At 69.8% G+C, this 25,441-nt stretch carries 28 protein-coding genes; 10 read left to right on the top strand and 18 right to left on the bottom strand.

Going from position 1 to position 25,441, the window contains the following annotated elements:
• Positions 1-67: 67 nt before the first annotated feature.
• Positions 68-679, top strand: coding sequence for a TetR/AcrR family transcriptional regulator (locus H5411_RS37130; protein WP_183126491.1), 612 nt, complete (start codon positions 68-70; stop codon positions 677-679).
• The gene (locus tag H5411_RS37125) at positions 676-1,647 is read left to right on the top strand and encodes a R2-like ligand-binding oxidase (protein ID WP_183126490.1); all 972 of its coding nucleotides are present in this window, start codon (positions 676-678) and stop codon (positions 1,645-1,647) included. The genes H5411_RS37130 and H5411_RS37125 overlap by 4 nt, the downstream gene beginning before the upstream one ends.
• A 152-nt stretch (positions 1,648-1,799) precedes the next feature.
• Here H5411_RS37125 and H5411_RS37120 read toward each other — a convergent pair whose 3' ends face one another.
• Positions 1,800-3,458 (bottom strand): AMP-binding protein, encoded by a 1,659-nt coding sequence (locus H5411_RS37120; RefSeq protein ID WP_183126489.1) that lies wholly within the window; start codon positions 3,456-3,458, stop codon positions 1,800-1,802.
• Positions 3,459-3,600: 142 nt separating this feature from the next.
• On the opposite strand from H5411_RS37120, the gene H5411_RS37115 reads away from it, so the two are divergent.
• The 4 genes from H5411_RS37115 to H5411_RS37100 all read left to right on the top strand — a co-directional run bounded on the left by H5411_RS37115 (position 3,601) and on the right by H5411_RS37100 (position 6,221).
• Entirely contained in the window at positions 3,601-4,359 is a 759-nt protein-coding gene (locus H5411_RS37115) for an ESX secretion-associated protein EspG (protein WP_312878688.1), read from the top strand.
• Positions 4,360-4,416: 57 nt separating this feature from the next.
• On the top strand, positions 4,417-5,163 hold the full coding sequence (locus tag H5411_RS37110) for a PhzF family phenazine biosynthesis protein (RefSeq protein WP_183126488.1): 747 nt from the start codon (positions 4,417-4,419) through the stop codon (positions 5,161-5,163).
• Positions 5,163-5,534 (top strand): YccF domain-containing protein, encoded by a 372-nt coding sequence (locus H5411_RS37105; protein ID WP_101437337.1) that lies wholly within the window; start codon positions 5,163-5,165, stop codon positions 5,532-5,534. Before H5411_RS37110 ends, H5411_RS37105 begins: the two co-directional genes overlap by 1 nt.
• A gap of 126 nt (positions 5,535-5,660) precedes the next feature.
• Positions 5,661-6,221: a dihydrofolate reductase family protein gene (locus tag H5411_RS37100; protein WP_183126487.1), complete on the top strand. Its 561-nt coding sequence runs from the start codon at positions 5,661-5,663 to the stop codon at positions 6,219-6,221.
• Here H5411_RS37100 and H5411_RS37095 read toward each other — a convergent pair.
• From H5411_RS37095 to H5411_RS37065, 7 genes are all read right to left on the bottom strand, one after another.
• Entirely contained in the window at positions 6,218-7,012 is a 795-nt protein-coding gene (locus H5411_RS37095) for a metallophosphoesterase family protein (protein WP_101437335.1), read from the bottom strand. The genes H5411_RS37100 and H5411_RS37095 overlap by 4 nt on opposite strands.
• Positions 7,013-7,049: 37 nt before the next feature.
• Complete coding sequence (locus H5411_RS37090) at positions 7,050-7,844, bottom strand: HAD-IIA family hydrolase (RefSeq protein WP_101437334.1); 795 nt, start codon at positions 7,842-7,844, stop codon at positions 7,050-7,052.
• 636 nt (positions 7,845-8,480) lie between these two features.
• Positions 8,481-9,560, bottom strand: coding sequence for a sulfate/molybdate ABC transporter ATP-binding protein (locus H5411_RS37085; protein WP_183126486.1), 1,080 nt, complete (start codon positions 9,558-9,560; stop codon positions 8,481-8,483).
• Complete coding sequence (locus tag H5411_RS37080) at positions 9,557-10,333, bottom strand: ABC transporter permease (protein WP_183126501.1); 777 nt, start codon at positions 10,331-10,333, stop codon at positions 9,557-9,559. The genes H5411_RS37085 and H5411_RS37080 overlap by 4 nt, the downstream gene beginning before the upstream one ends.
• A gap of 40 nt (positions 10,334-10,373) precedes the next feature.
• The gene (gene modA, locus H5411_RS37075) at positions 10,374-11,186 is read right to left on the bottom strand and encodes a molybdate ABC transporter substrate-binding protein (RefSeq protein WP_183126485.1); all 813 of its coding nucleotides are present in this window, start codon (positions 11,184-11,186) and stop codon (positions 10,374-10,376) included.
• Positions 11,183-11,587: a TOBE domain-containing protein gene (locus H5411_RS37070; RefSeq protein ID WP_101437330.1), complete on the bottom strand. Its 405-nt coding sequence runs from the start codon at positions 11,585-11,587 to the stop codon at positions 11,183-11,185. The genes modA and H5411_RS37070 overlap by 4 nt, the downstream gene beginning before the upstream one ends.
• A 33-nt stretch (positions 11,588-11,620) precedes the next feature.
• The gene (locus H5411_RS37065; protein ID WP_244194697.1) at positions 11,621-12,079 is read right to left on the bottom strand and encodes a MarR family winged helix-turn-helix transcriptional regulator; all 459 of its coding nucleotides are present in this window, start codon (positions 12,077-12,079) and stop codon (positions 11,621-11,623) included.
• 86 nt (positions 12,080-12,165) lie between these two features.
• On the opposite strand from H5411_RS37065, the gene moaA reads away from it, so the two are divergent.
• The 3 genes from moaA to H5411_RS37050 all read left to right on the top strand — a co-directional run bounded on the left by moaA (position 12,166) and on the right by H5411_RS37050 (position 14,797).
• Positions 12,166-13,230 carry a GTP 3',8-cyclase MoaA gene (gene moaA, locus H5411_RS37060; protein ID WP_101437328.1) on the top strand — a complete coding sequence of 355 codons (1,065 nt, stop codon included), beginning with the start codon at positions 12,166-12,168 and terminating at the stop codon, positions 13,228-13,230.
• A gap of 4 nt (positions 13,231-13,234) precedes the next feature.
• Positions 13,235-13,516 (top strand): MoaD/ThiS family protein, encoded by a 282-nt coding sequence (locus H5411_RS37055; RefSeq protein WP_101437327.1) that lies wholly within the window; start codon positions 13,235-13,237, stop codon positions 13,514-13,516.
• Positions 13,517-14,179: 663 nt separating this feature from the next.
• Entirely contained in the window at positions 14,180-14,797 is a 618-nt protein-coding gene (locus H5411_RS37050) for a LysM peptidoglycan-binding domain-containing protein (protein WP_183126484.1), read from the top strand.
• 162 nt (positions 14,798-14,959) lie between these two features.
• Here H5411_RS37050 and H5411_RS37045 read toward each other — a convergent pair whose 3' ends face one another.
• The 4 genes from H5411_RS37045 to H5411_RS37030 form a co-directional block, all read right to left on the bottom strand.
• Entirely contained in the window at positions 14,960-15,880 is a 921-nt protein-coding gene (locus H5411_RS37045; protein WP_183126483.1) for a molybdenum cofactor biosynthesis protein MoaE, read from the bottom strand.
• A 44-nt stretch (positions 15,881-15,924) separates the two neighbouring features.
• Positions 15,925-16,395, bottom strand: coding sequence for a cyclic pyranopterin monophosphate synthase MoaC (gene moaC / locus H5411_RS37040; protein ID WP_101437325.1), 471 nt, complete (start codon positions 16,393-16,395; stop codon positions 15,925-15,927).
• Positions 16,396-16,405: 10 nt separating this feature from the next.
• Positions 16,406-17,800 (bottom strand): NAD-dependent malic enzyme, encoded by a 1,395-nt coding sequence (locus H5411_RS37035; protein ID WP_183126482.1) that lies wholly within the window; start codon positions 17,798-17,800, stop codon positions 16,406-16,408.
• A gap of 147 nt (positions 17,801-17,947) precedes the next feature.
• Positions 17,948-18,127 carry a hypothetical protein gene (locus H5411_RS37030; protein WP_037361511.1) on the bottom strand — a complete coding sequence of 60 codons (180 nt, stop codon included), beginning with the start codon at positions 18,125-18,127 and terminating at the stop codon, positions 17,948-17,950.
• A 91-nt stretch (positions 18,128-18,218) separates the two neighbouring features.
• On the opposite strand from H5411_RS37030, the gene H5411_RS37025 reads away from it, so the two are divergent.
• Positions 18,219-20,459: a helicase-associated domain-containing protein gene (locus H5411_RS37025; RefSeq protein ID WP_183126481.1), complete on the top strand. Its 2,241-nt coding sequence runs from the start codon at positions 18,219-18,221 to the stop codon at positions 20,457-20,459.
• Positions 20,460-20,643: 184 nt separating this feature from the next.
• Here H5411_RS37025 and H5411_RS37020 read toward each other — a convergent pair whose 3' ends face one another.
• The 6 genes from H5411_RS37020 to H5411_RS36995 form a co-directional block, all read right to left on the bottom strand.
• Entirely contained in the window at positions 20,644-21,651 is a 1,008-nt protein-coding gene (locus H5411_RS37020; protein WP_183126480.1) for a DUF742 domain-containing protein, read from the bottom strand.
• A 3-nt stretch (positions 21,652-21,654) separates the two neighbouring features.
• The gene (locus H5411_RS37015; protein ID WP_009083953.1) at positions 21,655-22,086 is read right to left on the bottom strand and encodes a roadblock/LC7 domain-containing protein; all 432 of its coding nucleotides are present in this window, start codon (positions 22,084-22,086) and stop codon (positions 21,655-21,657) included.
• A gap of 456 nt (positions 22,087-22,542) precedes the next feature.
• Positions 22,543-23,148: a GTP-binding protein gene (locus H5411_RS37010; RefSeq protein ID WP_101437321.1), complete on the bottom strand. Its 606-nt coding sequence runs from the start codon at positions 23,146-23,148 to the stop codon at positions 22,543-22,545.
• Entirely contained in the window at positions 23,129-23,896 is a 768-nt protein-coding gene (locus tag H5411_RS37005) for a DUF742 domain-containing protein (RefSeq protein ID WP_183126479.1), read from the bottom strand. The genes H5411_RS37010 and H5411_RS37005 overlap by 20 nt, the downstream gene beginning before the upstream one ends.
• 27 nt (positions 23,897-23,923) lie before the next feature.
• A complete protein-coding gene (locus H5411_RS37000) occupies positions 23,924-24,400 on the bottom strand; it encodes a roadblock/LC7 domain-containing protein (RefSeq protein WP_369871052.1) in 477 nt (158 codons plus the stop codon).
• On the bottom strand, positions 24,397-25,242 hold the full coding sequence (locus H5411_RS36995; protein ID WP_220817995.1) for a hypothetical protein: 846 nt from the start codon (positions 25,240-25,242) through the stop codon (positions 24,397-24,399). Before H5411_RS36995 ends, H5411_RS37000 begins: the two co-directional genes overlap by 4 nt.
• Positions 25,243-25,441: the final 199 nt, after the last annotated feature.

Here is a 25,441-nt window from a genome sequence, read left to right as displayed (position 1 = left end):
TGCTGTACACGTGCACCATCCAGGTAAAGGTTCTTGACACAGATTCATCCTGTGTCAAGCTGACGGTGTGACCAGCTTCACCGAGCGGACCAAAGCGACGCTTCGCGAGGCACTGCTGGACGCGGCCGCGGACCTGCTCCCCGACCGCGGCCATCAGGGCCTCCGGATGGCCGATGTAGCCGCGAAAGCCGGGGTCAGCAGGCAGACGGTCTACAACGAGTTCGGCAGCAAGGCGGCGCTCACGCAGGCCGTCGCGCTGCGCGTCGCGGCGGAATTCCTCGACGGCATCCGCTGCCGGTTCGAGGACGCCGAGAGTTTGCTCACGGGCATTCGCGGCGCGGTCGTCTACACCATCGAACACGCCAGGGAGAACCGGCTGATCGCGGCCGCGCTCGGCACCGAGGCCGGCGAGGACCTGCTTCCGCTGCTGACCTCGCGCGGCGAGCCGATCCTCACCGCGGCGGCCGATCTCGCGGCGCGGCAGTACCTCGAACTCGAGCCCCGGCTCACCCCGGAATCCGCCGCTCTGCTCGCCGAAACGGTGGTCCGGCTGTCGCTCAGCCACCTGGTGCTGCCGACGCATTCCGCGTCCGAGGCCGCGGAGTCGGTCCTCGCGGTGCTCGCCCCCGCCATCGACCAATTCGTCCACAATGGAGTGAAACGAGAGGGCCAGTCATGACCGAGACGCTTCCGGAGCTGCGCAGCGGATTCTCGTCCCTGCGCAAGGGCGGGCTGAACTGGGACTCGTTCCCGTTGCGGCTGTTCGTCAAGGGCAACAAGAAGTTCTGGAACCCGGCGGACCTCGATTTCAGCAAGGAACGCGAAGGCTGGGAAAGCCTGACACCGGAACAGCAACGCTCGACCACCTACCTCGTGGCGCAGTTCATCGCGGGCGAGGAGGCGGTGACCGAGGACATCCAACCGTTCATGCGCGCGATGTCGGCCACCGGCCGGTTCGGCGACGAGATGTACCTGACGCAGTTCTGTTTCGAGGAAGCCAAGCACGTCGAGGTCTTCCGGCGCTGGATGGACGCCGTCGGGCTGGACGACGACCTGCACTCCTACGTCGCGGAAAACCCGCACTACCGCAAGCTTTTCTACGAGGAACTGCCGCAGTCGCTGCGCGCGCTGGAGGACGATCCCAGTCCGCTCAACCAGATCCGTGCGAGCGTGACGTACAACCACGTGATCGAAGGCAGCCTCGCGCTCACCGGGTACTACTCGTGGCAGCTGATCTGCACGCAGAACCAGATCCTGCCGGGAATGCAGGAATTGGTGCGCCGCATCGGCGACGACGAACGCCGCCACATGGCGTGGGGCACGTTCACCTGCCGTAGGCACGTCGCCGCGGACGACGCGATGTGGGACGCCGTCCAGCAACGCATGGGCGAACTGCTGCCACACGCGCTCGGCATGATCCAGTGGGTGCAGGACCAATTCGAGGAAGTCCCGTTCGACAACGACCCCGAGGAATTGGTCCAATACGCCGCCGACCGCGCCCAGCGCCGCCTCGGTGCGATCGAATCCGCGCGGGGCACGCCGGTCGAGCAGATCGACCTCGACTACTCGCCTGAACAGCTCGAGGAAACGTTCGGCGAGGAAGACGAAAAGGCTCTCGCCGAAGCCGCCGCGGCCGCTTCCGCCTGACCCGGATCGGCGGCCGTCCAGATCGGACGGCCGCCGGACCCGGTCACGACACCGACTGCTCGCACATCTCGACGCCGCACACCGCCGCCCGCTCCGCACCCCACGCGCATCCGGACCGGCGACCGTCCACATCGGACGGCCGCCGAACTCCCTCACGCGTGCTTCTGCGCGGCCGCCTGCTCCAATCCCAGCAACGTCACCGACTGCTCGCGAATCTCGACCTTCCGCACCTTCCCGGTCACCGTCATCGGGAATTCCTCGACCACGTGGACGTAACGCGGAATCTTGTAATGCGCCAGCTTCCCCTGGCAGAACTCGCGCACCGCCTCCGTCGTCAGCGGTTCCGCGCCCTCGCGCATCCGGATCCAGGCCATCAGTTCCTCGCCGTACTTCACGTCCGGCACGCCGATCACCTGGGCGTCCAGCACGTCCGGGTGCGTGTAGAGGAATTCCTCGATCTCGCGCGGGTAGATGTTCTCGCCGCCGCGGATCACCATGTCCTTGATCCGGCCGGTGATGTTGAGATAGCCCTCGTCGTCCATGATCGCGAGGTCGCCGGTGTGCATCCAGCGCGCGGCGTCGATCGCCTCGGCGGTCTTTTCCGGTTCCTCCCAATAACCGAGCATCACCGAATAGCCGCGCGTGCACAGTTCGCCCGGAGTTCCGCGCGGCACGGTCAGCCCGGTTTCCGGATCGACCACTTTGGACTCCAGATGCGGGCCGACCCGGCCGACGGTGGACACCCGGCGCTCCACCGAATCGTCGGCGCGGGTCTGCGTGGACACCGGCGACGTCTCGGTCATCCCGTAGCAAATGGACACCTCAGTCATCCCCATCCGGTCGATGACCTGCTTCATCACCTCGACCGGGCACGGCGAACCGGCCATGATGCCGGTGCGCAGCGAGCCGAGGTCGAACGTCACGAACTCCGGGTGGTTCAGTTCGGCGATGAACATCGTCGGCACGCCGTACAGCGACGTGCAGCGTTCGGCGGCGACCGCGGCGAGCGTGGCCTTCGGGTCGAACGCCGGGGCCGGGATGACCATGCACGCACCGTGGCTGGTGCACGCGAGGTTGCCCATCACCATGCCGAAGCAGTGGTAGAAGGGCACCGGGATGCAGACCCGGTCCTCCTCGGTGTAATTGCACAGCTCGCCGACGAAATAGCCGTTGTTGAGGATGTTGTGGTGGCTGAGCGTCGCGCCCTTGGGGAAGCCGGTGGTGCCCGAGGTGTACTGGATGTTGATCGGATCGTCCGCGGACAGCCCGGCCTGCTGCTTCGCCAGCCGCTCCGGGTCGCCGCCGCGGCCGGATTCCATCAGGTCGGTCCACGAGGAGGTGCCGAGCAGCACGACCGCTTCCAGTCCGGGACAGTTCGGCCGGACCTCCTCGATCATCGCGGCGTAGTCGGAGGTTTTGAACTTGTCCGCGGCCACGAGCATCCGGATGCCGGCCTGCTTGAGCACGTACTGCAGTTCGTGCGAACGGTAGGCCGGGTTGATGTTGACCAGGATCGCGCCGATTTTCGCCGTCGCGTACTGCAGGAACGTCCATTCCGCCCGGTTCGGCGACCAGATGCCGACGCGGTCGCCCTTGCCGATGCCCGACGCCAGCAGCCCGTGCGCGAGGGTGTCGACCTCGGCGGCGAGTTCGCGATAGGTCCAGCGGGCGCCTGCCTCGCGGTCGACGAGCGCGTCCCGGTCGCCGAACGCGGCCACCGTGCGGTCGAAATTGTCCCCGATCGTGTCGCCGAGCAGGGGGACGCTGGAGGTCCCGGAGGCGTAACTGGGCAGTGCGGGCGCGTCAGGCATCGGTGCCTCCCGTGGCGGTCTTCTTCGACGAGCCCGAGTCTAAGCTCGATTTCGGACCTTTCCGCCACCCTCCTTGTGGGGTGCGCTCGCACGAGCGGCTGATCGTCGTGCGCGTTCCGCTACCCTCGGTGCGGGTTGTTTCGTGCGCGAGGGGACGGGGACGTTGCCGGAGGAATTCTCCCTGGGCTGGACCGAGACCGACGTGGCGGTGCGGCGCACCGGACTGCCCGCGTCGTGGCATCCGTTCGAGATCCGCAGCGCGGGCGCGACGATGACCGAGCACAACCGGCTGGCCGACGAGGCGTGGAACGCTCTGCGCGGCCGCGGCCTCGCCGACGCGGAGAAACTCGACCGGGACGTCGAAGCGACCCTGCGCGCCTGGACCAGGCCCGACGTGCTGATCATCGTGCGCGCGGCCGAACCGCCGTCCGGGATCGTGCTGTACCGCGCGTGCATCGGCGAGGGCCTCGGCGTGTTCTCGGAACAGGTCGACGACGGCCTTCGCTTCCGCCAGGTCCGGCCGGAACGGCTGGTCGATCTGCTGCTGAGCATGTTCCCGCCTTATCCCGCGATGCCCGTCTCCCCGGTGGCGATCACCCAAGCCCCGCCGGCGAAACGCAACGGCGAGCCTCCGGCGCCCTCGCGCCGGGACCGCGACGCGCTGGCGGGGTACTCGCAGTGGCCGCTGCACCGGCACGGAACCGTCGAACTTTCGCTGCGGCCAGGGCAAGGCACGCTCCGGCCGGTCTCGACGGCGACGTTCGTGGACACCGACGGCGGCCGGTACCTGACGTTCTCGGAGCCGTTGCCCGACGGCGGATTCCGGCTCCACTTCACGCCTTCGACGGGCGCACATCTGCGGAAGTGGCTGCTGGAGACGATCGACGAGGGCGTGCGCTGAGAATTCAGGGCTAATCCCCGATGCCCCGGCCCCGCGCGGCAAGGCAAGATCGGTTCCATGCGATTTCACCTAGTCGACGCCTTCACCGACCAGGCCTTCGCCGGCAACCCGGCTGGAGTCGTCGTCCTCGAACAACCCGCGGACGCGACGTGGATGCAGCAGGTCGCGGCGGAGATGAAGCACTCCGAGACCGCTTTTGTCGTCAACGCCGGCGACGGCGCGAAATCGCTCCGCTGGTTCACCCCGACCGACGAGGTCTCGCTCTGCGGGCACGCCACCATCGCGGTTACGCATGTCCTTGGCGGACACCAGGTTTACGACACCCTCAGCGGCCAGCTGACCTGCACGAAGGCCGACGGCTGGATCGAGATGGACTTCCCGGCCGACCCGCCCGTCGAGACCGGCGAAGACCTCTCCCACATTCTCAAGGCACCCGTGAAGTTCGCCGGCCGGGCTCGCGAGAACCTCTTCGCGGTGCTCGACAGCGTCGAAGCGGTCCGGAACGCCGAGCCGGACCTCGACGCCCTCCGCGCCACCTGGACCGGACGGCTCATCATCACCGCGGCGGGCGACGACTTCGTCAGCCGGTTCTTCGGGCCTGGCGTAGGCGTCGACGAGGATCCGGTCACCGGGTCCGCGCACTGTTCTCTGGCTCCGTACTGGGCGCGGGAACTGGGCAAATCCGCTCTCGTCGGGCAGCAGGTCTCCGCCCGAGGCGGAACCGTACGCACCGAAGTCCGCGACGACCGCGTGCTGCTGCGCGGCCAGGCCGTCACCGTAGTGAGCGGGGAGTTGCACGTCTGATGCGCTTGATCCTCAACGTGATCTGGCTCGTCCTTGCCGGTTTCTGGATGGCGCTGGGCTACCTGCTGGCCGGAGTGGTCTGCTGCGTCCTGATCGTCACGATCCCGTTCGGAATCGCGTCGTTCCGGATCGCGAACTACGCGCTGTGGCCCTTCGGCCGGACGGTGATCGACCGGCGCGACGCCGGGGCCGGCTCGTTCGTCGGCAACGTGATCTGGTTCCTGGTCGCCGGACTGTGGCTCAGCATCGGCCACCTGATCACCGGGGCCTTGCAGTGCCTGACGATCATCGGCATCCCGCTGGGACTGGCCAACTTCAAGATGATCCCGATCTCGCTGATGCCGCTGGGCAAGGAGATCGTCGAAGCGTGAGGTCCGCCTTCGCTTGATCCGCACGAGGTGCACCGGCTGCCCGGTGCGCCTCGGGGCGTGTCAGCACGTCCAACCGAAAAATAATTTTGTCTTGACAACTCAAACCATCGGCAGCACGCTGGGCGCATGACAACCACGCGAAAGCTGATCCTCGGTTTCTACGTCTCCCTCGACGGCAAGAGCGCCGACGCCGACAACGGCATCCGGGACGTCATGATGTCGATCGACGACCCCGAGCAGGAGAAATACTTCGTCGACCAGCTGTGGGACGCCGGGGCCTTCCTCATGGGCCGCACCACGTACGAGGCCATGGCGGGCTTCTGGCCCACGTCGGACCACCCGTCGGCCAAGGCGATGAACGCGATCCCCAAGATCGTGTTCTCCAGAACGCTCACCACCACCGACTGGGCCGAGACCCGGATCGCCAGCGGCGACCTCGCGGAGGAGATCGCCAAGCTCAAGGCCGAGCCCGGCAAGGACCTCGTCGCCGCGGGCGGCACCGCGCTCCTGCACTCGCTGATCAAGCTCGGCGTGGTCGACGAGTACCGCCTGTGGGTGCTCCCCGCCGTCACCGGCAAGGGCGCGGCGCTGTTCCCCGAACTGGACGAAGCGCGGCGGCTGCGCCTGGTGAAGAGCACCGCCTTCCCGTCCGGAATCCTCGAGCTGCGGTACGCCCCGGCCGGCTAATCCTCCGGCTCGAAGGGCAGCTTCACCACGAGGCACGGCCCGCCGACGAACAGCCCGCCGTCGATGCCCAGTGCTTTCCCGCCGGCGTAGAGATACGGGCCCTCGATCTGCGTCGGGTGGATGCCCAACTGGTCGGCGATGACGCTGTGCCCGTGCACGATCCGCGAACCGCCCAACGCGTCCAGCAGCCGATCGGCGTTCTCCTCGCCGTCCGGGCCGCGGAAGGCGTACCGGGTGGTCATCCGCCGCCACACGTCCCACCAGTCCTCGATGTTGCTGCCGGACAGGATGTCGTGCGCGGTGGCGTTGATCGAGTCGATGTCCTCGCCCCAGTCGAGGTACTCGAGGGTGTCCGAGTGCAGCAGCAGGTGGTCCTCGTCGACCGCGACCAGCGGGCGAGCGGTGAGCCATTCGATGTGCTCGGGGGTGAGCCGGTCCTGGTCCGACAGCAGGCCGCCGTTGATCTCCCAGCTGCGCGCGAAACTGCGCGGGCCGAAGTCGGACGGCACCGGGCGGTCGCCGAAGTGGTACATCCCCAGCAGCAGGATCTCGTGGTTGCCGAGCAGCATCTGCACCGACCCGCCCGCCTCGGCCGCCTGCGCCTGCAGCCCGCGCACGAGGTCGATCACCCCGACGCCGTCCGGGCCGCGGTCGGTGAAGTCGCCGAGGAACCACAATCGGTCTTCGGCGCCGGCCCAGTTGCCGTCGCTGTCGACCAGGCCCTCGGCGCGCAGCGCGTCAACCAGGGCGTCCCGGTGCCCGTGGACGTCGCCCACCACATAGACGCTCATTGTTCGACGATATGCCCTGTTCCCGGGCGGTGGGCGGTCAGCCTTCGCCGAACGGGTCGAGCGTTCGCCCGATCAGGTCGGCGACCGAGCCGATCACCTTCGTCGGCCGGTAGGGATAGCTCTCCACCGACTCCTCGTTCGAGATGCCGGTGAGCACCAGAATGGTCTGCAGTCCCGCCTCGATCCCGGAGTGCACGTCGGTGTCCATCCGGTCGCCGATCATGAGCGTCGACTCCGAATGCGCGCCCAGCCGGCGCAGCGCGGACCGCATCATCAGCGGGTTCGGCTTGCCGACGTAGTACGGCGAGCGGCCGGTGGCCCGCTCGATCAGCGCCGCGACGGACCCGGTGGCCGGCATCGAGCCCTCGACGCTCGGGCCGGTCGCGTCCGGGTTGGTCGCGATGAACTTCGCGCCGCCCTCGATCAGCCGGATCGCGCGCGTGATCGCGCTGAAGCTGTACGTGCGGGTCTCGCCGAGCACGACGTAGTCCGGGTCGCGTTCGGTCAGCACGTAGCCGACCTCGTGCAACGCCGTGGTGAGCCCGGCCTCGCCGATCACGAACGCCGAGCCGTTGGGCCGCTGCGACGCGAGGAACTTCGCGGTCGCCAGCGCGGAGGTCCAGATCGATTCCTCGGGGATGTCCAATCCGGTGCGCAACAGCCGCGCGCGCAAGTCGCGCGGGGTGTAGATCGAGTTATTGGTGAGCACCAGGAAATCGATCTCGTTGCTTCGCAGTTCGTCGAGGAACTCGTCCGCCCTCGGGACGAGATGTTCCTCCCTGACCAGCACACCGTCCATGTCGGAGAGATATGTCCACCGGCCTTCGCTCATGCGCGAAAACCTATCACGCGCGCGAGACGCCTGCGGCATACGACGAAAACGACTACAGTGGAAATTTCCGGTAACGCGAGGGGAGTCGCGCCGCCGGTCGCCGAGGGGGTTCGGGGGAATCTTTTCCGTAAACACCGGCGTATTCGCCGTTGCGCGATTCTTCCCGCCCCTCGCATTGAAGGGGGAACAACCTGATGGCAGAAATCGCCGACCGTCCGGCCGTCGCGGACCCGATCGCCGGGCCGAACTGGGGGCTGACGAAATTCCTTGACCCGCTGCCGGTTCCGCCAGTGCTGCGGCCGCCGTGGTGGGGTGAGGACATGTTCACCATTCCACTGGCGGCGAAGCGGCAACGGCTGCACTCGCCATTTCCGCCGAGCACCTTGTGGACCTATGCCGGACATTTTCCCGGGGCCGACAATCGAAGCGCGCAGCGGCAAACAACTGCGAGTTGCGTGGTCGAACGAAATAGAAGGAAAATTCCCGTTGGTCGCCGTGCGAGGACCGGTGGCCGACGGGCCGACCAGCCGGGCCGGCCGCGAGCTCGACCGGCCCGGCTACTCGATCGCCGACGGTTCGCCCCAATGCCGCATTCGGTGCGTCCAGCGCCACCAACGCCACTGCGGGGCGCTCAGATCAGGAGGCTGCGGCCGGATGCACCGCCACGGTCGCGGCCTTCACCGACAGCGTCACCGCCGAGCCGGGCTCCAGTGCGAGTTCGGCGACGGCGGCCGGGGTGAGGTCGGCGGTCAAGCCGTGTGCCCAGCCGCCGCCCTCGGTGCGGACGCGGATCACCGGCCCGTGCGGTTCCAGTGCCGCGACGACGGCGTCGGTGGTGTTGCGCGGGCTGCCGTGGTGCTCGCCATCGTGCGGATAGACCGCGACAGCGTTCGGCGCGAACACCGCGACCGCCGCCTCGCCCACCACGGTGTCGGGCGTCAGCAGACCCGTCACCACTTCCCCCGGCGGCGTGCGCAATCCGTCCTCCACCGCCACTCCGGACACCAGGTTCAGCCCGGCGATCCGCGCGGTGAACGGCGTCCGCGGTGCGGCCAGCACTTCCCGGGTCGGACCGCGTTCGACGATCCGGCCGCCGTTCATCACCGCGACGTGATCAGCCAACGCCAACGCGTCCAGCGGGTCGTGCGTGACCAGCACCGTCGTCGGGCCGTCGCGCAGCACTCGGCGCAGCAAACCGCGGATCGCCGGTGCCGAGTCCACGTCGAGCGCGGCGAACGGCTCGTCCAGCAGCAGCAAATCCGGCGCGGACGCCAGCGCTCGCGCGATCGCCACCCGCTGCTGCTGCCCGCCGGACAGCTGGCTCGGCCGCCGGTTCGCGAACTCCGCCGCGTCCACTTCGGCCAGCCACCGCGAGGCGATCGCCCGCGCCTCCGCGCGGCTGGTCCCGGTCGAGCGCGGCGAGAACGCGACATTGTCCATTGCGGACAGATGCGGGAACAGCAATGCGTCCTGGGAGAGCAAACCGATCCGCCGTTCGTGCGGCGGCAAGTCGACCCCGTTGCCGGCCAGCCGCCGGTCGGCGAGCGTGACGTCTGCCGAGGTCACCGACAGCAGACCGGCGAGGCTGCCGAGCACAGTGGACTTCCCGGAGCCATTGGGCCCGAGCAGCGCGAGCACGGTGCCGCCGGGCACAGTGAACTCGACCTCGAGCGAGAACTCGCCGCGGGTCAGCGCGAGCCGCGCGGAGAGCGTCAACGCAGACCGCCTTCCCACGACCGCGGCCGCGCGACCGCGATAACGAGGATCGCGACCACGATCAGCAGCAGCGCGAGCGCGACCGCGCTGTCGATGTCCACTTCGGCCTGTGTGTAGACCTCGAGCGGCAGCGTCCGGGTCACGCCTTCCAGACTGCCCGCGAACGTGATGGTCGCGCCGAACTCGCCCAGCGCGCGGGCGAAGCTCAGCACCACACCGGACCCCAGCGCGGGCAGCAGCAACGGCAGCGTCACCCGGCGGAACACCGTCCACGGACGCGCGCCGAGCGTCGAAGCGACCTGCTCGTAGCGGTCGCCGGAGCCGCGCAGCGCACCTTCCAGGCTGACCACGAGGAAGGGCATCGCCACGAACGTCTGCGCGATGACCACCGCGGCCGTCGTGAACGGAACCTGCTCGCCGGTCAGCCAGTTGATCAGTACGCCGAGGAAACCCTTGCGCCCCAACAGGTACAGCAAAGCCAGGCCGCCGACCACGGGCGGCAGCACGAGCGGCAGCAGCACGATCGAACGCAGCATCCGCACGCCCGGCACCCGGGAGCGGGCCAGCACGACCGCCAGCGGAACGCCGAGCACCACACAGGCCACTGTGGACAGTGCGGCGGTCACCAGCGACAGCCGGAGCGCGTTCAGCGACGAAGTCGTGACCAGCAGCGACGGCAGCCGGGTGAGATCGGACCGCACCAGGAGACCGATGACCGGCAGGACCACGAGCGCCAGCGCCGCCACGGCGGGGAACCACAGGAGCAACGGCACCCGGGCGTGCGGCGGCCGGGTTTCGGCCGCCGCGCCCGCCTTACTTGCCAGGACCAAAGCCGATCTTGGCCAGTTCGGCCTTGCCCCGCGCCCCGAGGATGAAGTCGGTGAACTCCTTCGCCAGCGCCGCCTGCGGAGCGTTCTTGACGACCGCGATCGGATACTGGTTCACCGCGCCCGAGGACTCCGGGAAGTCGACCTTGTCCACTTTGCCCGCCGCCGACGTCGCGTCGGTGACGTACACCAGGCCGGCGTCGGCGTCGCCCGACTGGACCTTGGCCAGCACCTGCTTGACGTTCGTCTCCTCGCTCACCGGCTTGAGCGCCTTGCCGGTGCTCTGCTCGACCTTCTGCGTGGCCGAACCGCACGGCACCTGCTGCGCGCACACGACCACGTTCAGACCGGGCTTGGTGAGATCGGCGAAGGTCTTGATGCCCTTCGGGTTCCCCTTGGCCACGGCGATCGCGAGCTTGTTGGTGGCGAACACCGTCGGCTGGCCGTCGATGACCCCGTCCTGCACGGCCTTGTCCATGTTCTTCTGGTCCGCCGAGGCGAACACGTCGGCTTTGGCCCCGTTGTCCAGTTTCTGCACGAGCGCGGACGAGCCCTCGTAGTCGAAGGTGACCTTGACGCCCGGGTGCGCGGCCTCGAACTGCTTGCCCAGCGCGTTGAACGATTCGGTGAGCGACGCCGCGGCGTACACGGTCAGCGTGCCGCTCGCGCCGGCCGCCGGGGCGGGTGCGGACGCGGAACCCGCGCCCGAGTTGGAGCTGGGCTGATCGCCGGAGCTGCAGGCACTGGCGAACGACGCGATCGCCGCGGTTCCAGCGACGGCGAGGGCGAGCTTCTTCATCTGGATCCTTCCGGGGTTTCCACCACGACGGTGGTCGCCTTGACCACGGCGACCGCGAGCACGCCCGGGCGCAGCCCGAGTTCGCGGACCGCCTCGGTGCTCATCAGTGACACCACTCGGTGCGCCCCGCACTGCAGTTCGACCTGCGCCATCACCTTGTCGGCGACGACCTCGGTGACGAGCCCGACGAAGCGGTTGCGGGCGGAGCGGCCGACCGCCGACGGGTCGTCCGGCTCGCTGGCTTGCGCCCGCGCGAACCCGGCGAGCTGAGCGCCGTCGACGACCTTGCGGCCGGCGGCGTCGTCCGTCGCGGCCAGCTGACCCGCGCGAACCCACCGGCGGACGGTGTCGTCGCTGACGCCGAGCAGCCGAGCGGCCTCGGACAACCGAAATTGCGGCATGGCCGGAACATTATCCCCGCAGATGCGGAAAAGCTATGCGGGGCGCGCATTTTCGCGTAACGCTTCGAGCATTGCGAACTGATAACGCCCGAGGACTTTCCGTTCTGCGGAAGTGAACTCTCCGAGCACCCCGGCAAGGCGCCGCGCGACCCGCGCGGAGATCGCGTCGAGCCGTTCGGAACCGGCCTCGGTGATCGTCACGAGCACCTTCCGGCGATCGGTCCGGTCGCGTTCGCGGAGCACCAGACCGGCCTTCTCCAGCCGGTCGAGCACGCCGGTCACCGCACCCGTCGACAAGCCGGTGAGCTGCCCGATTCGGCCTGGGGTAAGGGAATCCGCGGCGTGCCCGGCGAGCTCGAGGGCTTGCAACTCGGTCGCCGAGAGTCCCTCGAGGGCGGCGTCGCGAGCATGCTGGAGGACGAGATGCGTGCGCAGCCGCGCCGCCAGTGCGGCGAGGTGAGTCAGCTCACTATTCGTCTCAGCGGTGCTCACCGAGTGCCTCCACATCGGAACCGAGGGTGGTTTCCAGGTTTTTCGCAAGACTGCCTTTTCCGACGTCGCAAGCTATCCTGAGCCTAATGACAGCAGTACATCTCGGGTTTCCTCGTGTCCCCGGCAACCGAGGCCCTTCCGGCACGCCCCGGCCCGAGCACCCCGGTCTTGTCGACTCCTTCGGCCGCGTCGCGACCGACCTGCGGGTCTCCCTCACCGACCGGTGCAATCTGCGCTGCACGTACTGCATGCCGGCCGAGGGCCTCGACTGGATGCCGACCGAGCAGGTGCTCACCGACGACGAGCTGGTCCGGCTCATGCGGATCGCGGTGGAGATGCTCGGCGTCACCGACATCCGGCTGACCGGCGGCGAACCGCTGCTGCGCCCGGGACTGGAGCAGATCGTCGAGCGGATCACCGCGCTCGACCCTCGCCCCCGGGTGTCCATGACCACCAACGGGATCGGGCTGGCCAAGCGCGCCCCCGGCCTGGTCGCTGCCGGGCTCGACCGGATCAACGTGTCGCTGGACACCATCGACCGCGAGCGCTTCGCCGAGCTGACCCGCCGCGACCGGCTGCCGCACGTGCTGGCCGGCCTCGCCGCCGCCCGCGACGCCGGGCTGTCGCCGGTCAAGATCAACTCCGTGCTGATGCGCGGGTACAACGAGCACGAGGCGGTGCCGCTGCTGCGGTTCTGCCTCGAAGAGGGCTACCACCTGCGGTTCATCGAACAGATGCCGCTGGACGCGCAGCACGGCTGGAGCCGCCGCGACATGATCACCGCCGAGGAGATCCTCGCGATGCTCGGCGAGGCCTTCACCCTCTCCCCGTTCCCGGCCCCGCGCGGCGGCGCGCCCGCCGAGCGCTGGCTGGTCGACGGAGGACCGGGCGACGTGGGCGTGATCGCGTCGGTGACCAGGCCGTTCTGCTCCGCCTGCGAGCGCACCCGGCTGACCGCGGACGGCGCGGTCCGCTCCTGCCTCTTCTCGAACGACGAGACGGACCTGCGCTCCCTCGTGCGCGCGGGCGCGCGCGATGAGGAGGTGGCGGACGCGTGGCGGGCCACGATGTGGCGCAAGCTCGCGGGCCACGAGATCAACGAGGCCGGCTTCGCGCAGCCGATCCGGCCGATGAGCGCGATCGGCGGTTGAGCCCATGACCTCTCCCTCGGCGTCCTCTTCCCCGGTGACGGTCGTCGTCCGGTACTTCGCCTCGGCGCGGGCCGCGGCGGGCACCGAGGAGGAGAAGGTGGAGCTGGCGGCAGGCGCGACGGTGGCCGATGCCGTCCAGGTGCTGCGCGAGCTGCACCCCGGGCAACTTTCCCGCGTTCTCGACGCGGCGAGCTTCCTGGTCAACGAGATGGCGGTCCGCGATCGCGGCCGCGCGCTCAGTGACGGGGCCCATCTGGACGTCCTTCCGCCGTTCGCCGGCGGATGACCGCCTGGCAAGCCGCCGTTCACGCGGCTGAGCGCCGCGCTGACGGACGGAGCGGCGGTTTCCAGCCGATTGGTCCGTACCACGGCGAATGGCGGCAATGGCGCGCTGAGCGGTCAACACGCTTTATCCCTACTCTCCGAAGCGTTTCGCTCACGGCGTATTTCCGCAGCTCAAAGAACCACTCGGCGGTCAGTGGCCGACCGTTGACGAGTGGTTTAGAGTGCCCGCCCTTATCTGCCGCGAATGGTCCCTTGACGCGTTATCGACGTGACCCAAGCCTCACGATCCGTGAAATATCTCGGCAAGAAAACGGGCAGATAACGACGCTCTGACCTGCGAAAACAGGCGGATCGAGACAGGTTGCGTGCCGTTACTGTGACGTAGGTCACACCCCGAATGATTTCCGATCACGCCGCGAATTACGTACCGTCGCTTTTCGGTTGGCCCCGACCGACCACGCAACACCGGGAATCCGTAGCGCCCAGCTCTGTCCAACGGATCCCCGGACCCATACCCCGAGCGAAAGCATTTCCGGACAGAGACGAGGGGACGAAGACGGCGCGTCGTGCGACGTCCGCGTCAGCCGCCCGGCAACGGGCGGACGGGCTCCCAACCCGACCCGCAGCATTGTGCTCGTAGGCGCAGGAAGCGAGAAGTTTTCAGATGTCTTACCGAGGCAAGCACCGCAAGATGTCCGCCGCCACCCGCACCATCGCCCGTGTCGCAGTCGCGGGTATCGCGGTCGGCGCCCCCTTCGCGATCGCCGCGACCCCCGCGTCGGCGACCAACTGGGACGCGATCGCGCAGTGCGAGAGCGGCGGCAACTGGAACACCAACACTGGCAACGGCTTCTACGGCGGCCTCCAGTTCACCCAGAGCACCTGGAAGGCCTACGGCGGCACCGGCAGCCCGCAGGGCGCGTCGCGTGAGCAGCAGATCGCTGTCGCCGAGCGCGTGATGCAGGGCCAGGGCCCGGGCGCGTGGCCGGTGTGCAGCAAGAAGGCCGGCAGCTCGGCCTCCGCGCACACCTCGACCCCGAAGAGCACCAAGAAGGCGACCCCGAAGAGCATCGCCCCGAAGAAGGAGGTCACCCAGGCCGTGGCCGCGGTGGCGAACTCCAACCCGAACGGTGACTACACCGTCAAGGCGGGCGACACGCTCTCGAAGATCGCCAAGGAGCACAACATCCAGGGCGGCTACCAGAAGCTGCAGGAGCTGAACAAGCAGTACGTGTCGAACGCGAACTTCATCGTGGTCGGCCAGAAGCTCGCCACCAAGTGAATCCCCGCCTCCTCGTGAGGCAGGTTCCGGCGCAGCCGCTGCTGTGACAGAACGGCCGAAGGGCCCCACCGCGTCAAATCCCCTGGCGGTGGGGCCCTTCGTCATGTCCGGGCTCGTGAGTGCTCATCGCGGTTCTAACCGGGATGAACACTCACGAGGGGGTCAGGGCGAGTTGACCCATTCGTCGGTGCCGTCGGTGAAGTGCTGGTGCTTCCACACCGGAAGCCGTGCCTTGACCTCGTCCACCAGCTCCGCGCACGCGGTGAACGCCTGGCCGCGGTGCTCGGCGGCGACCGCGCAGGCCAGCGCGACGTCGCCGATCGTCAGCGCGCCGACGCGATGGCTCACCGCCACCGCGCGCACGCCCTTCCAGCGCGCGGCCAGGTCGTTGACCACCTCGGCGAGCACGTCCCGGGCCGTGGGGTGGCCTTCGTAGGTCAGATCGCGCACGCCCTTGCCGCCGTCGTGGTCGCGGACCACGCCGGAGAACGTGACCACGGCGCCCGCCGCGTCGTCCTCCACCAGCCGCGCGTGTTCCTCGACCGACAGCAGCTGGTCGCTCACCTCGGCGCGCAGGATCCGGACCGCGGGGCCAGGCGGCGCGGCCGCGCGCGGGTGGTCTCCACCGGCCAGCTGGTCCACCGCGTGCTCGAGAATGTCCTCCAGGACCCGCAGCCCGTCCTTGACGCCGCCGCTCGACCCCGGGAGGTTCACCACGAGGGTCCGGCCCGCGACCCCGGCCACGCCGCGCGACAGCACCGCGGTGGGCACCTTCGGCAGCCCGGCCGCGCGGATCGCGTCCGCGACGCCGGGCAGCTCGTAGTCCAGCACCGAGCGGGTGACGTCCGGGGTCCGGTCGGTCGGCGAGATGCCGGTGCCGCCGGTCGTGAGGATCACCTGGACGCCGTCGGCCACCGCCGCACGCAGCGCGACGCCCACCGGGTCGCCGTCCTCGACGACGACCGGCGGCGGCACGTCGTAGCCCCGGCCGGCCAGCCAGGCGACGAGCACCGGGCCGGTCTTGTCCTCGTAGACGCCTCGTGCGGCGCGGTTGGACGCGACGATCACGCGCGCGGTGTTCATAGCCGCCTCCGAGGGAGAGAGTCCGTCGGCGGTCTTTGTCCCGGTCATGGCCGCTCCCAGGTCCCGGTCTTGCCGCCGTCCTTGCGGATGAGCCGCACGTTGTCGAGCGTCGCGGCCGGGTCGACGGCCTTGATCATGTCGTGCAGCGTGAGCCCGGCGACCGCGACGGCGGTGAGCGCCTCCATCTCGACCCCGGTGACGTCCGTGGTCTTGGCCGTCGCGCTGATGTGCACGGCGGTCCCGGCCAGTTCGAACTCCACCTTGACCCCGGAAAGCGCGATCTGGTGGCACAGCGGGATCAGCTCGGGCACGCGTTTGGCGCCCATGATCCCGGCGATCCGCGCGGTCGCCAGCGCGTCGCCCTTGGGCAGGCCGTTGGCCGACAGGAGGCCCACCACCTCTTCGGTGGTGTGGACCGTCCCGCCGGCCAAAGCGGTGCGCTTCGACGCCGTCTTGTCCGAGACGTCGACCATCCGGGCCGCCCCGGACTCGTCTACGTGGCTGAGTTCACTCACGCCCGCGAGGCTACTGCCCGCGTTCCGCCCGCACCGCGTTGCGCACCGCTTCCGCGACCGCCGGGGCCACCGCGCTGTCGAACACGCTCGGCACGATGAACGACGCGTTGAGCTTGCCGTTGTCCACCACGTCGGCGATCGCGTCGGCGGCGGCCAGCAGCATGTTGTCGTCGATGTTGTGCGCGGCGGCGTCGAGCAGACCGCGGAAGACGCCCGGGAACGCCAGGACGTTGTTGATCTGGTTCGGGAAGTCGCTCCGGCCGGTGGCGACGACCGCGGCGTGCTTCTGCGCCTCCAGCGGGTCGATCTCCGGGTCCGGGTTGGCCAGCGCGAAGACGACCGCGTCGTCGTTCATCGTGGCGACCTGCTCCGCGCCGAACAGGTTCGGGGCCGAGACGCCGATGAAGACGTCCGCGCCGACCAGTGCGTCGTGCAGGGTGCCGGACTTGCGGGCGGAGTTCGTGTGCTCGGCGATCCAGGTCAGGTTGTCGTCGAGGTTGCCGCGCTCGGGGTAGACGATGCCGTCGATGTCGGCGGCCACGATGTCGCCCGGGTTCTTGCGCAGCAGCAGGCGGATGATCGCGGACCCGGCCGCGCCGACGCCGCTGACCACGATCTTGCAGTCCTCGATGTTCTTCCCGACCACGCGCAGCGCGTTGCGCAGCGCGGCGACCACGACGATCGCGGTGCCGTGCTGGTCGTCGTGGAAGACCGGGATGTCCAGCTGCTCGCGCAGCCGCTTCTCGATCTCGAAGCAGCGCGGCGCGGCGATGTCCTCGAGGTTGATGCCCGCGTACACCGGCGCGAGCGCCTTCGCGATCATGATGATCTCTTCGGTGTCCTGGGTGTCCAGGCAGACCGGCCACGCGTCGACGTCAGCGAACTTCTTGAACAGCGCCGCCTTGCCCTCCATGACGGGCAGCGCGGCGGCCGGGCCGATGTTGCCGAGGCCGAGCACGGCGGAGCCGTCGGTGAGCACCGCGACGGTGTTGCGCTTGATGGTCAGCCGGCGCGCGTCCTCGGGGTTCGCGGCGATCGCCTGGCACACACGGGCGACGCCCGGCGTGTACGCGCGGGAGAGGTCGTCACGGTTGCGGAGCGCGACCTTGGGGCTGACCTCGATCTTGCCGCCGAGGTGGATCAGGAACGTCCGGTCGGAGACCTTGCGCACCTGCACGCCCGGCAGCGAATCGAGTGCCGCCGTGATGTCCTGCGCGTGGTTTTCCGACAGCGCGTTGGCGCTGATGTCGACCACGATCGAGTCCGCGTGCGATTCGACGACGTCGAACGCCGTCAGCACGCCGCCGACGCGGCCGACCGCGGTGGTGAGGTCCCCCGCAGCCGTGGACGAAGCCGGGGCCTCGACCCGGACGGTGATCGAATACCCGGGACCGGGAACCGGCATGACACGTACTCCCCGCAGGTGGTGTGGGTTCGGACGGCTCGAATCTAGTCCGGTGACCCGCGCCACCCGACCCCAACCGGGTGACTGACCAGTAACTTCAGGCTCGGGGGCGCCGCCGCGACGGCGCTCCCGAACGCGGTCCGCAGGTCAGCGGTTGATCTCGGTCTCCGGGTGCACGTAGGGCACCTGCTCGAGCGGGAAGGTCAGGTCGCCGAACGGCGAAAGCGCTCCCTGCCGGTCCGACGACAGCTCGGTGACCGGGTGCTCGCCCGGCTCGCCCGGCCACGTCGGGTCGATGCCCTTGCTCTGCTTGTCGCCCTTCGCCACTGCTTCCTCCGAGGCCCTCGTCCGGCAAACTGCACCCAGTCTGCCCGAACGCCGCTCGTGCGCGTGCACCCGCCCGGTATCCTGGGTGTCTATGCCCGCGACCTCTCTGGCGGACTGGCTGCGTGCGGAGTCCGACGACGCACTCGCCGAACTGCTGCGCACGCGTCGCGATCTGTCCACCCCTCCTCCGTCCGACACGACCGTGCTCGCCACCCGCGCGGGCACGCCGGGGTCGGTCGCTCGTGCCTGCGAGGACCTCGACACGTTCACCCTCGCGGTGATGGACGCGCTGCTGGTCGCCGGCGCCGACGTCGAGCCGGTGCCGGTGTCCGCGGTGACCGCGCTGGTCGGCCGGGACGTGAGCGAACCGCTCGCCCGGCTGCGCGCCCGGGCTCTCGTCTGGGGCACCGACGACGAACTGCGCGTGCCGCCCGCGGCCCGCGACGCGCTCGGTCCGTTCCCCGCCGGGCTCGGGGCGCCGTCGCCCGCGCTGGCCGCCACCGACCTCGACGCGCGGCTCGCGGAGGTCGGCGACGACGAGCGGGCCGTGCTCACCGCGTTGGCCGCTGGGCCGCCGATCGGCCGCACCCGTGACGCGAGCTTCGACGTCGGGTTGTCCGACGCGGCCACGCCGGTGCAGAAGCTTCTCGCGCGCGGCCTGTTGCTGCGCCGGGACGACCAGACCGTCGAACTGCCCCGCGAACTCGGCCTGCTGCTGCGCGGCGGGCTCGCGTTCGAGCCGGACACGCTGGTCGAGCCGGAGCTGCCCGTCCATCCACATCGGACGGACACTGTGGACAAGACGGCCGCCGGCGAGGCGATGGAATTGCTGCGGCAGACGGAATCTCTGCTGCGGATGTGGTCGGATTCGCCGCCGCCGGTGCTCAAGGCGGGCGGGCTCGGAGTACGCGAGCTGAAAAAGGTCGCCAAGGATCTCGAAGTCGACGAGACCCGCGCGACGCTGCTCGCGGAGCTGGTCGTCGGCGCGGGACTCGTCGCGGACAGCGAAAACACCGCCCCGGAGTACGTGCCCACCACGCTCACCGACAGCTGGCTCGCGTCGCCGTCGGTGCAGCGGTGGATGACGCTCGCGCAAGCGTGGCTGGAGCTGCCGCGGCTGCCCGGTCTCGCCGGTGGACGGGACGCGAAGGACAAGCCGATCGCGCCGTTGTCCGAGGAGTTGCGACGGCCGCTCGCACCGGTTTCGCGACACCGCTTGCTTTCCGCACTGGCTGAGCTGAATCCGGGCGCAGGCGTGAAAAGCGTCGACGAGCTGGTGGCCGTGCTGGCCTGGCGCGCACCGCGGCGAGGTGGTCGGCTTCGCGACGAAACCGTCCGCTGGACGATGGCCGAGGCGACCGCGCTGGGCCTCGTCGGCCTCGGCGCCCTCACCACCGCCGCGAGGCTGCTGCTGGAGGACGACCGCTCCGGCGCGGTCGAGGCGATGCACGACGCGCTGCCCGCACCGGTCGACCACGTGCTGGTGCAGGCAGACCTGACGGTCGTCGCGCCGGGTCCGCTGGAGCCGGAACTGGCGGCGGACATGGCCGCGGTCGCGGACGTCGAATCCGCTGGCCACGCAACGGTTTACCGCGTCACTGAGCCGTCCGTGCGCCGCGCGCTCGACACCGGACGGACCGCTGACGAACTGCACGCGATGTTCCGCAACAAGTCGGCGACCCCGGTGCCGCAGGGCCTGACGTACCTGATCGACGACGTCGCCCGCCGCCACGGCCGCCTGCGCGGCGGTACCGCGGGGTCCTTCCTCCGCTGCGACGACGAGGCGCTGCTCGCCGAGGTGCTCGCGAATCCGGTGGCCGCGGAGTACGACCTGCGAATGATCGCGCCGACGGTGCTGATCAGCTCGGTGCCGCTAGCCGAGGTCCTGGAAGCCTTGCGCGGCGCGGGTTTCGCTCCCGCGGCGGAGGGTCCGGACGGCCGGGTCGTCGACCTGCGCCCCACCGGGCGACGCCTGCCCGCCCGCACCCGCGCGGCACGCGCCCGGCCGGGCGAACAAGCGGTGCTGACCGACGAACAGGCGACCCGGATCGTGTCGAATCTCCGCGCAGGCGACCAAGCGTCGGCCCGGCGGCGCGGTTCGACAGTGCGCGCGCCAGGCGGCAGCGGTGCGGACACGACAGCGACGCTCGACCTGCTGTCCCGCGCGACGCTCGAACAACGCGAGGTATGGATCGGCTTCGTCGACTCCCGCGGCACGGCGAGCCAACGAGTAGTACGCCCGCTGCGAGTCGGCGGCGGAGTGCTGGAAGGCGCGAACCACGAGCGGTATCCGTTGCACCGCATCACTTCCGCGGCGTTGGTCGAGGACTGAGGTCGGCCCAACGCGGCATGGGGAACGCCGCCATTGAGGGTGGCGGCGGGCATGGACGGAGCCCCCAATGCTTTCTGCCGAGGCGTGCCTGACCTGATCGGCCGCGGTGAGGGTGACGCGAGACGGGCGGAGCCGAACGAGGCAAGGACAAAGCAGCGCGCCCCGGAAGCGAACGCGCCCGCCGTCAGAGGTTGCGCAGCCCCTGCAGGACCCGCTCCATGAACTCCCGCGACGAGCGGTCGCCCAGCACCAGATCCGTCTGGTGCAGCATGACGAGCCCGATGTCGGCCATGTCGCCCACCAGTACCTTCACCACGCCGAGCGGCAGGTGCAGATGCGCGGCGATCTCCGCGACCGACCGGGTCTCCAGGCACAGATCGCAGATCCGCCGGTGCTCGATCGAGCGCACCCCGCGGTAGCGGCGGCCCTCGTCGCTGGTGGAGACCAGGGCCTCCAGCGCGAGATTGTGGTCGGAGTGGGTCCGGCCGCGGGTCCGGGCGTACGGCCGCACGCGCGATTTCGTCGGCTGGGCTGGCGGTTCCGGCTGCGCGGGCTCCTCGCCGGACCAGAACCGGTCCAATTCGGACACTCCGGAGGCGGGCCCCGGGTCGGAGTACTCGGCTGCGGGCTCTTCGACCAGCGCGTGCCTGCTGCGGGGGGCTGGTTCGACGTGCTGCGGTTGGTACGCGGAGCCTTCCGGCACCATCCGGTCGTCCGGGCCGGGCGAACCGGCGTACTCGTCGAACGAGTACGGGTCGTGTGCCGCGGAACGGCTGGGCTGAGGCGCTGGCTCTTCCCAGCGGTGGTTCTGCCGCGGCTCTTCCCACCGGTTCTGCTGGGGCTCCTCCCAGTAACCGGATTCGCCGTCCTCGACCCATTCGTAGCCGTCGTCCCAGCTCTCGTCCTGAACCGGAGCGGGAGGCGGGGCAACCGGACGCGGGGCGACTGCCTGCTGCACCGGGCGCGGCTCGGGCGCGGGAGCCGGGCGAGGCGCGGGCTCCGGACGCCGAGCAGCACGCGGAGAAGGCTGCGAAGACGGCGGAGGCGTCGACCGAGGCTGCCGATGCGGCAACCGCAGGGTCAGCGAACTCAGCTCGTACCGGCTCGGCGAGTCGAACGACTCCCGTTCCGTGCCTTTGTGGAGGGCGTCCCAGGCGCCCGTGTCCTGGTCTCCGAAACCCGAGATCTTCATCGGCTACCCCAGCACCCCGCCGCCCTGCAGCTGGGCGCGCAGTTCCGGCGTGATCTGCTCGCCGACCCGCTCGACCAGCAGGGTCATCTCGTACGCGACCGTTCCGATGTCGCACGTCGGCGCGGCGAGCACGGCCAGGCAGGAGCCGTCGGAGACCGACATCAGGAACAGGTACCCGCGCTCCATCTCGACCACGGTCTGGTTCACGCCGCCCGCCTCGAAGCACCGCGCGGCGCCCTGGGTGAGGCTGATCAGCCCGGACGCCACCGCCGAGAGCTGTTCGGCGCGTTCCTGCGGCAACCCCTCCGAGGGCGCGAGCATCAGCCCGTCCGCCGACACCAGCACCGCGTGCGCCGCACCCGGGACCCGGCGCACGAAATCCGAGATCAGCCAGCTGAACGTGCCCTGGTCCGCTGGCCGGTCGGAATCGGTCACTGCCCCTCCAAGCTCCTCGAACGCTGCCGGACGCCCGTTCGCCACTGTCAGGCCACATCCTCGCCCGGCCGCGGTGAAGTCGTCGTTCCAGCGTATTCACGCACCCGGTCGTGTCGAGCGTGTGCCCGGGCACGGTACGTGTCTGCCGGATGTAACGCCGCGCGAACGCATGCACAACCACGCATTCGCGGGTCACTCGGTGGTGGCGGCGGCCACGGTGCGCAGCGGGATGTCCGTGCAGGTCACCGCCGGTCCGACGCCCCGATCGGGGGCTGCCGGCCTCGGCCGCGAGGGGACAGGACTACTCAGCCCGCCCCGCTCGGAGGCACCACTCCCCGAAGCGGGTGAAGCCCGTGGAGTTCACTCCAACGGCCGCACCCGAGCCGGGGTGGATCGGGAATCTGGGAGTCGGCTGGCGCCTCCTTCGCAGACGGCGGCGGGTGGACGGAGGCGGGACTAACCCGCCCGCAAAGCCGTGTCGTGCGCGATCGCGTGCTGCACGACGGAGATCAGCACCTGCTTCGCCGACTCCCGCTCCCGCGCGTCGCACGCCATGATCGGCACCGACGGCGAGATGGTGAGCGCGTGCCGCACGTCCTCGATCTGGTGGTGCAGCAGCCGGTCGAAGCAGTTGATCGCCACGACGTAGGGCAGCTTCCGGTTCTCGAAGAAGTCGATGGACGGGAACGCGTCCGCGAGCCGCCGCGTGTCCACGAGCACGACCGCGCCGATCGCGCCGACGGCGAGGTCGTCCCACATGAACCAGAACCGGTGCTGGCCCGGTGTGCCGAACACGTACAGCACCAAGTCGGAGTCGAGCGAGATCCGGCCGAAGTCCATGGCCACCGTGGTGGTCGTCTTGTTCGGCGTGGCCGACACGTCGTCGTGCCCCACGCTCGCCTCGGTCATCATGGCCTCGGTGGTCAGCGGGTCGATCTCGGAGATCGCCCCGACCAGAGTCGTCTTGCCCGAACCGAACCCACCCGCGACCACGATCTTGGCCGACGAGGTCGGACCCGTATGCGGTGTGTTCGCGTCGGAGTCAAATTCTCCGAAGCCCACTGAGCACCCTTTCCATGAACTCGATACTGGGGCGGTCGCCCGCGTTCGTGCTGCTGCTCGTGTGCACGAGCACCAGGCCGAGGCCCGCCACGTCACCAATCAGCACCCGCACCACGCCGAGCGGCAGCCGCAGCAGCGCGGCCACCTCGGCGACCGACCGGGTGTCGAGGCACAGGTCGCAGATCGACCGGTGCTCCGGCACGCGGACGCGGTCGAGCACCCGGCCCTGCTCGCTCGTCGACACCAGGGCCTCGATCGCGAGGTCGTAGGTCGGTTTCGTGCGTCCCCGGGTGCGGAAGTAAGGCCGGACCAGCCCCGAGGTCTCCACCTCGGCGGGCTCGTCCACGTATTCGCCCGCCGCCTGCATCGGCAGCGCGGCGGCCAGCTCGTTCGAAGACGGTCCCGGCGACCCGTCGCGCTCGGCGCTGAACGCGGCGAACTCGGCCGAGTCGTACAGCGGCCCGCTCGCCCCGCCGAACAGCTCCGAACCGGGACCGCCGAGCAGCCGCTCGCGGTACCCGGGCACCGCGGTGATGCCCGGCTGCTGCCCGGCGTTGGAATCGGTCAGCCAGTTCGGCGGTTCGCGCACCGGATCGGAATCCGCGGCTTGGACGTCCCTCGAACGCCATTCGCGGTCGACCCGGTCCCGGAAGGACTTCCAGTCCTCCCGGCTCTGCTCCCGATCGCCCCAGCCGCCGGTGTGCTCGTCACCGAGCCGGCCGTCGCCGCGCAAGCGCCCGTCGTCCACGGTTTACTCCTGTAGTCCTAGGTCCGCCTAGCGACGGACCGCAGCGCCCTGCAGTTGTGCCCGCATCTCCGGTGTCAGCTGCTGGCCGACCCGTTCGACCAGCAGAGTCATCTCGTACACCACCAAGCCGATGTCGCTTTCCGGCGAGCCGAGCACCGCGAGGCACGACCCGTCGGACACCGACATCAGGAAGAGAAACCCGTTCGCCATCTCGACCACGGTCTGCGCGACCGGGCCGCCCTCGAACACCTTCGCCGCACCGCGCGCGAGGCTGGTCAGCCCCGAGGCGACAGCCGCCAGCTGGTCCGCCCGGTCCTTCGGCAGCCCGCGCGAAGACGCGAGCAGCAGACCGTCGGCCGAGACGACCACCGCGTGCGCCGCACCGGGCACCCGGTGGACGAAGTCCGTGATCAGCCACGCGAAGCTGCTCGCCGCGCTGCCACCGGCCTGCCTGCCGTTCGGCTGCACCGAGCCGCCTCCCGGCTGCACTCCCGCCCGTGTCACTCTCGCTCCTCACTGCTGTCGCTCACATACCCGGCCCCGGTGACGCGAACCCCGTCGTCGTCGAGCCGGGCTTCCGGCGGCCGCTCCTTCAGCGCGTGCCTGCCGGACTTGTACCCACGCTGGAAGCTTGCCATCCGGCTGCGGGCAGCCGCCGCCGAGCGGGTGATCGCACCCGTTCCGGGCATTCCAGCGGTCGCGTCGGTGAACGAATTCTGCTGCTGCGCCGGTTCCGGCGCGTTGCCGATCGAGCCGGGGACCAGGTACGCGTTGGGCACGCGCTTGGGCAGCCCGGCGGGCGTGATCTCCTCGTTCTTGGATTCGAGCAGCGACTGCGCCGCCTGCCAGCCCTCGTCGGAGACGCTGTGCCAGCTGTCGTCCTCCGGTTCGTCGGAACCGGGGTAGAGCGGCGTCGATTCGAGGGCTTCGGCCCTCCGTTCCCTCGGCTGCTCGGCCGGAGTCTCCTCCGACTCGGCGGCCTCGGTGGTTTCCGGCTCCGGCGCGGCGGAACCGGCGGTGCCGGTGTCGCTGTCCTCGCCCTCGCTGAACCAGCGCGACAGCACCGACTGGTAGATCGGCAGCCGCCGGGTGGGCACGTCGTCCTCGAGCGCGGCGGAACCGTCCGGCTCGGCGGGCGGCTGCTCCCTCGGCGCTTCCGGGGCGACGTACTTCGGCTCCCGCTTCGGCAGCACCAGCGGCGGGAATTCGGTCTCCGCCATGCTCGCGCCGTCGCCGTACGACTCGCGAGTGAGCGGGGCGAGATCCTCCGCGGTCGGCCACGCCGGGGCTTCCGACGCCGGCGTCGCCGGGCTGAGGAACGGACCGGCCGCCCGGTTGCCCGCCACGAGGTCGTCGAGGCTGATCGGCTGGTCGAGCGGGACCAGGCCGCCGTTCTCGGACGCTCCGCCGGAACCCGCCGAACCCGTGGCTTGGGCCGGGTCCGCGGCCGCGGGCGGCGGTGCGAGCGGAAGCGGGTTCGGCGCTCCTCGCGGCGCTGGCGGAGATCCTCGGCGACCGGGGATTCTTCGACGACCGGTTCACCCG

The organism is Amycolatopsis echigonensis, from assembly GCF_014174495.1.
GTDB lineage: Bacteria > Actinomycetota > Actinomycetes > Mycobacteriales > Pseudonocardiaceae > Amycolatopsis > Amycolatopsis echigonensis.
This window is presented reverse-complemented; position numbering and strand designations above follow the sequence as displayed.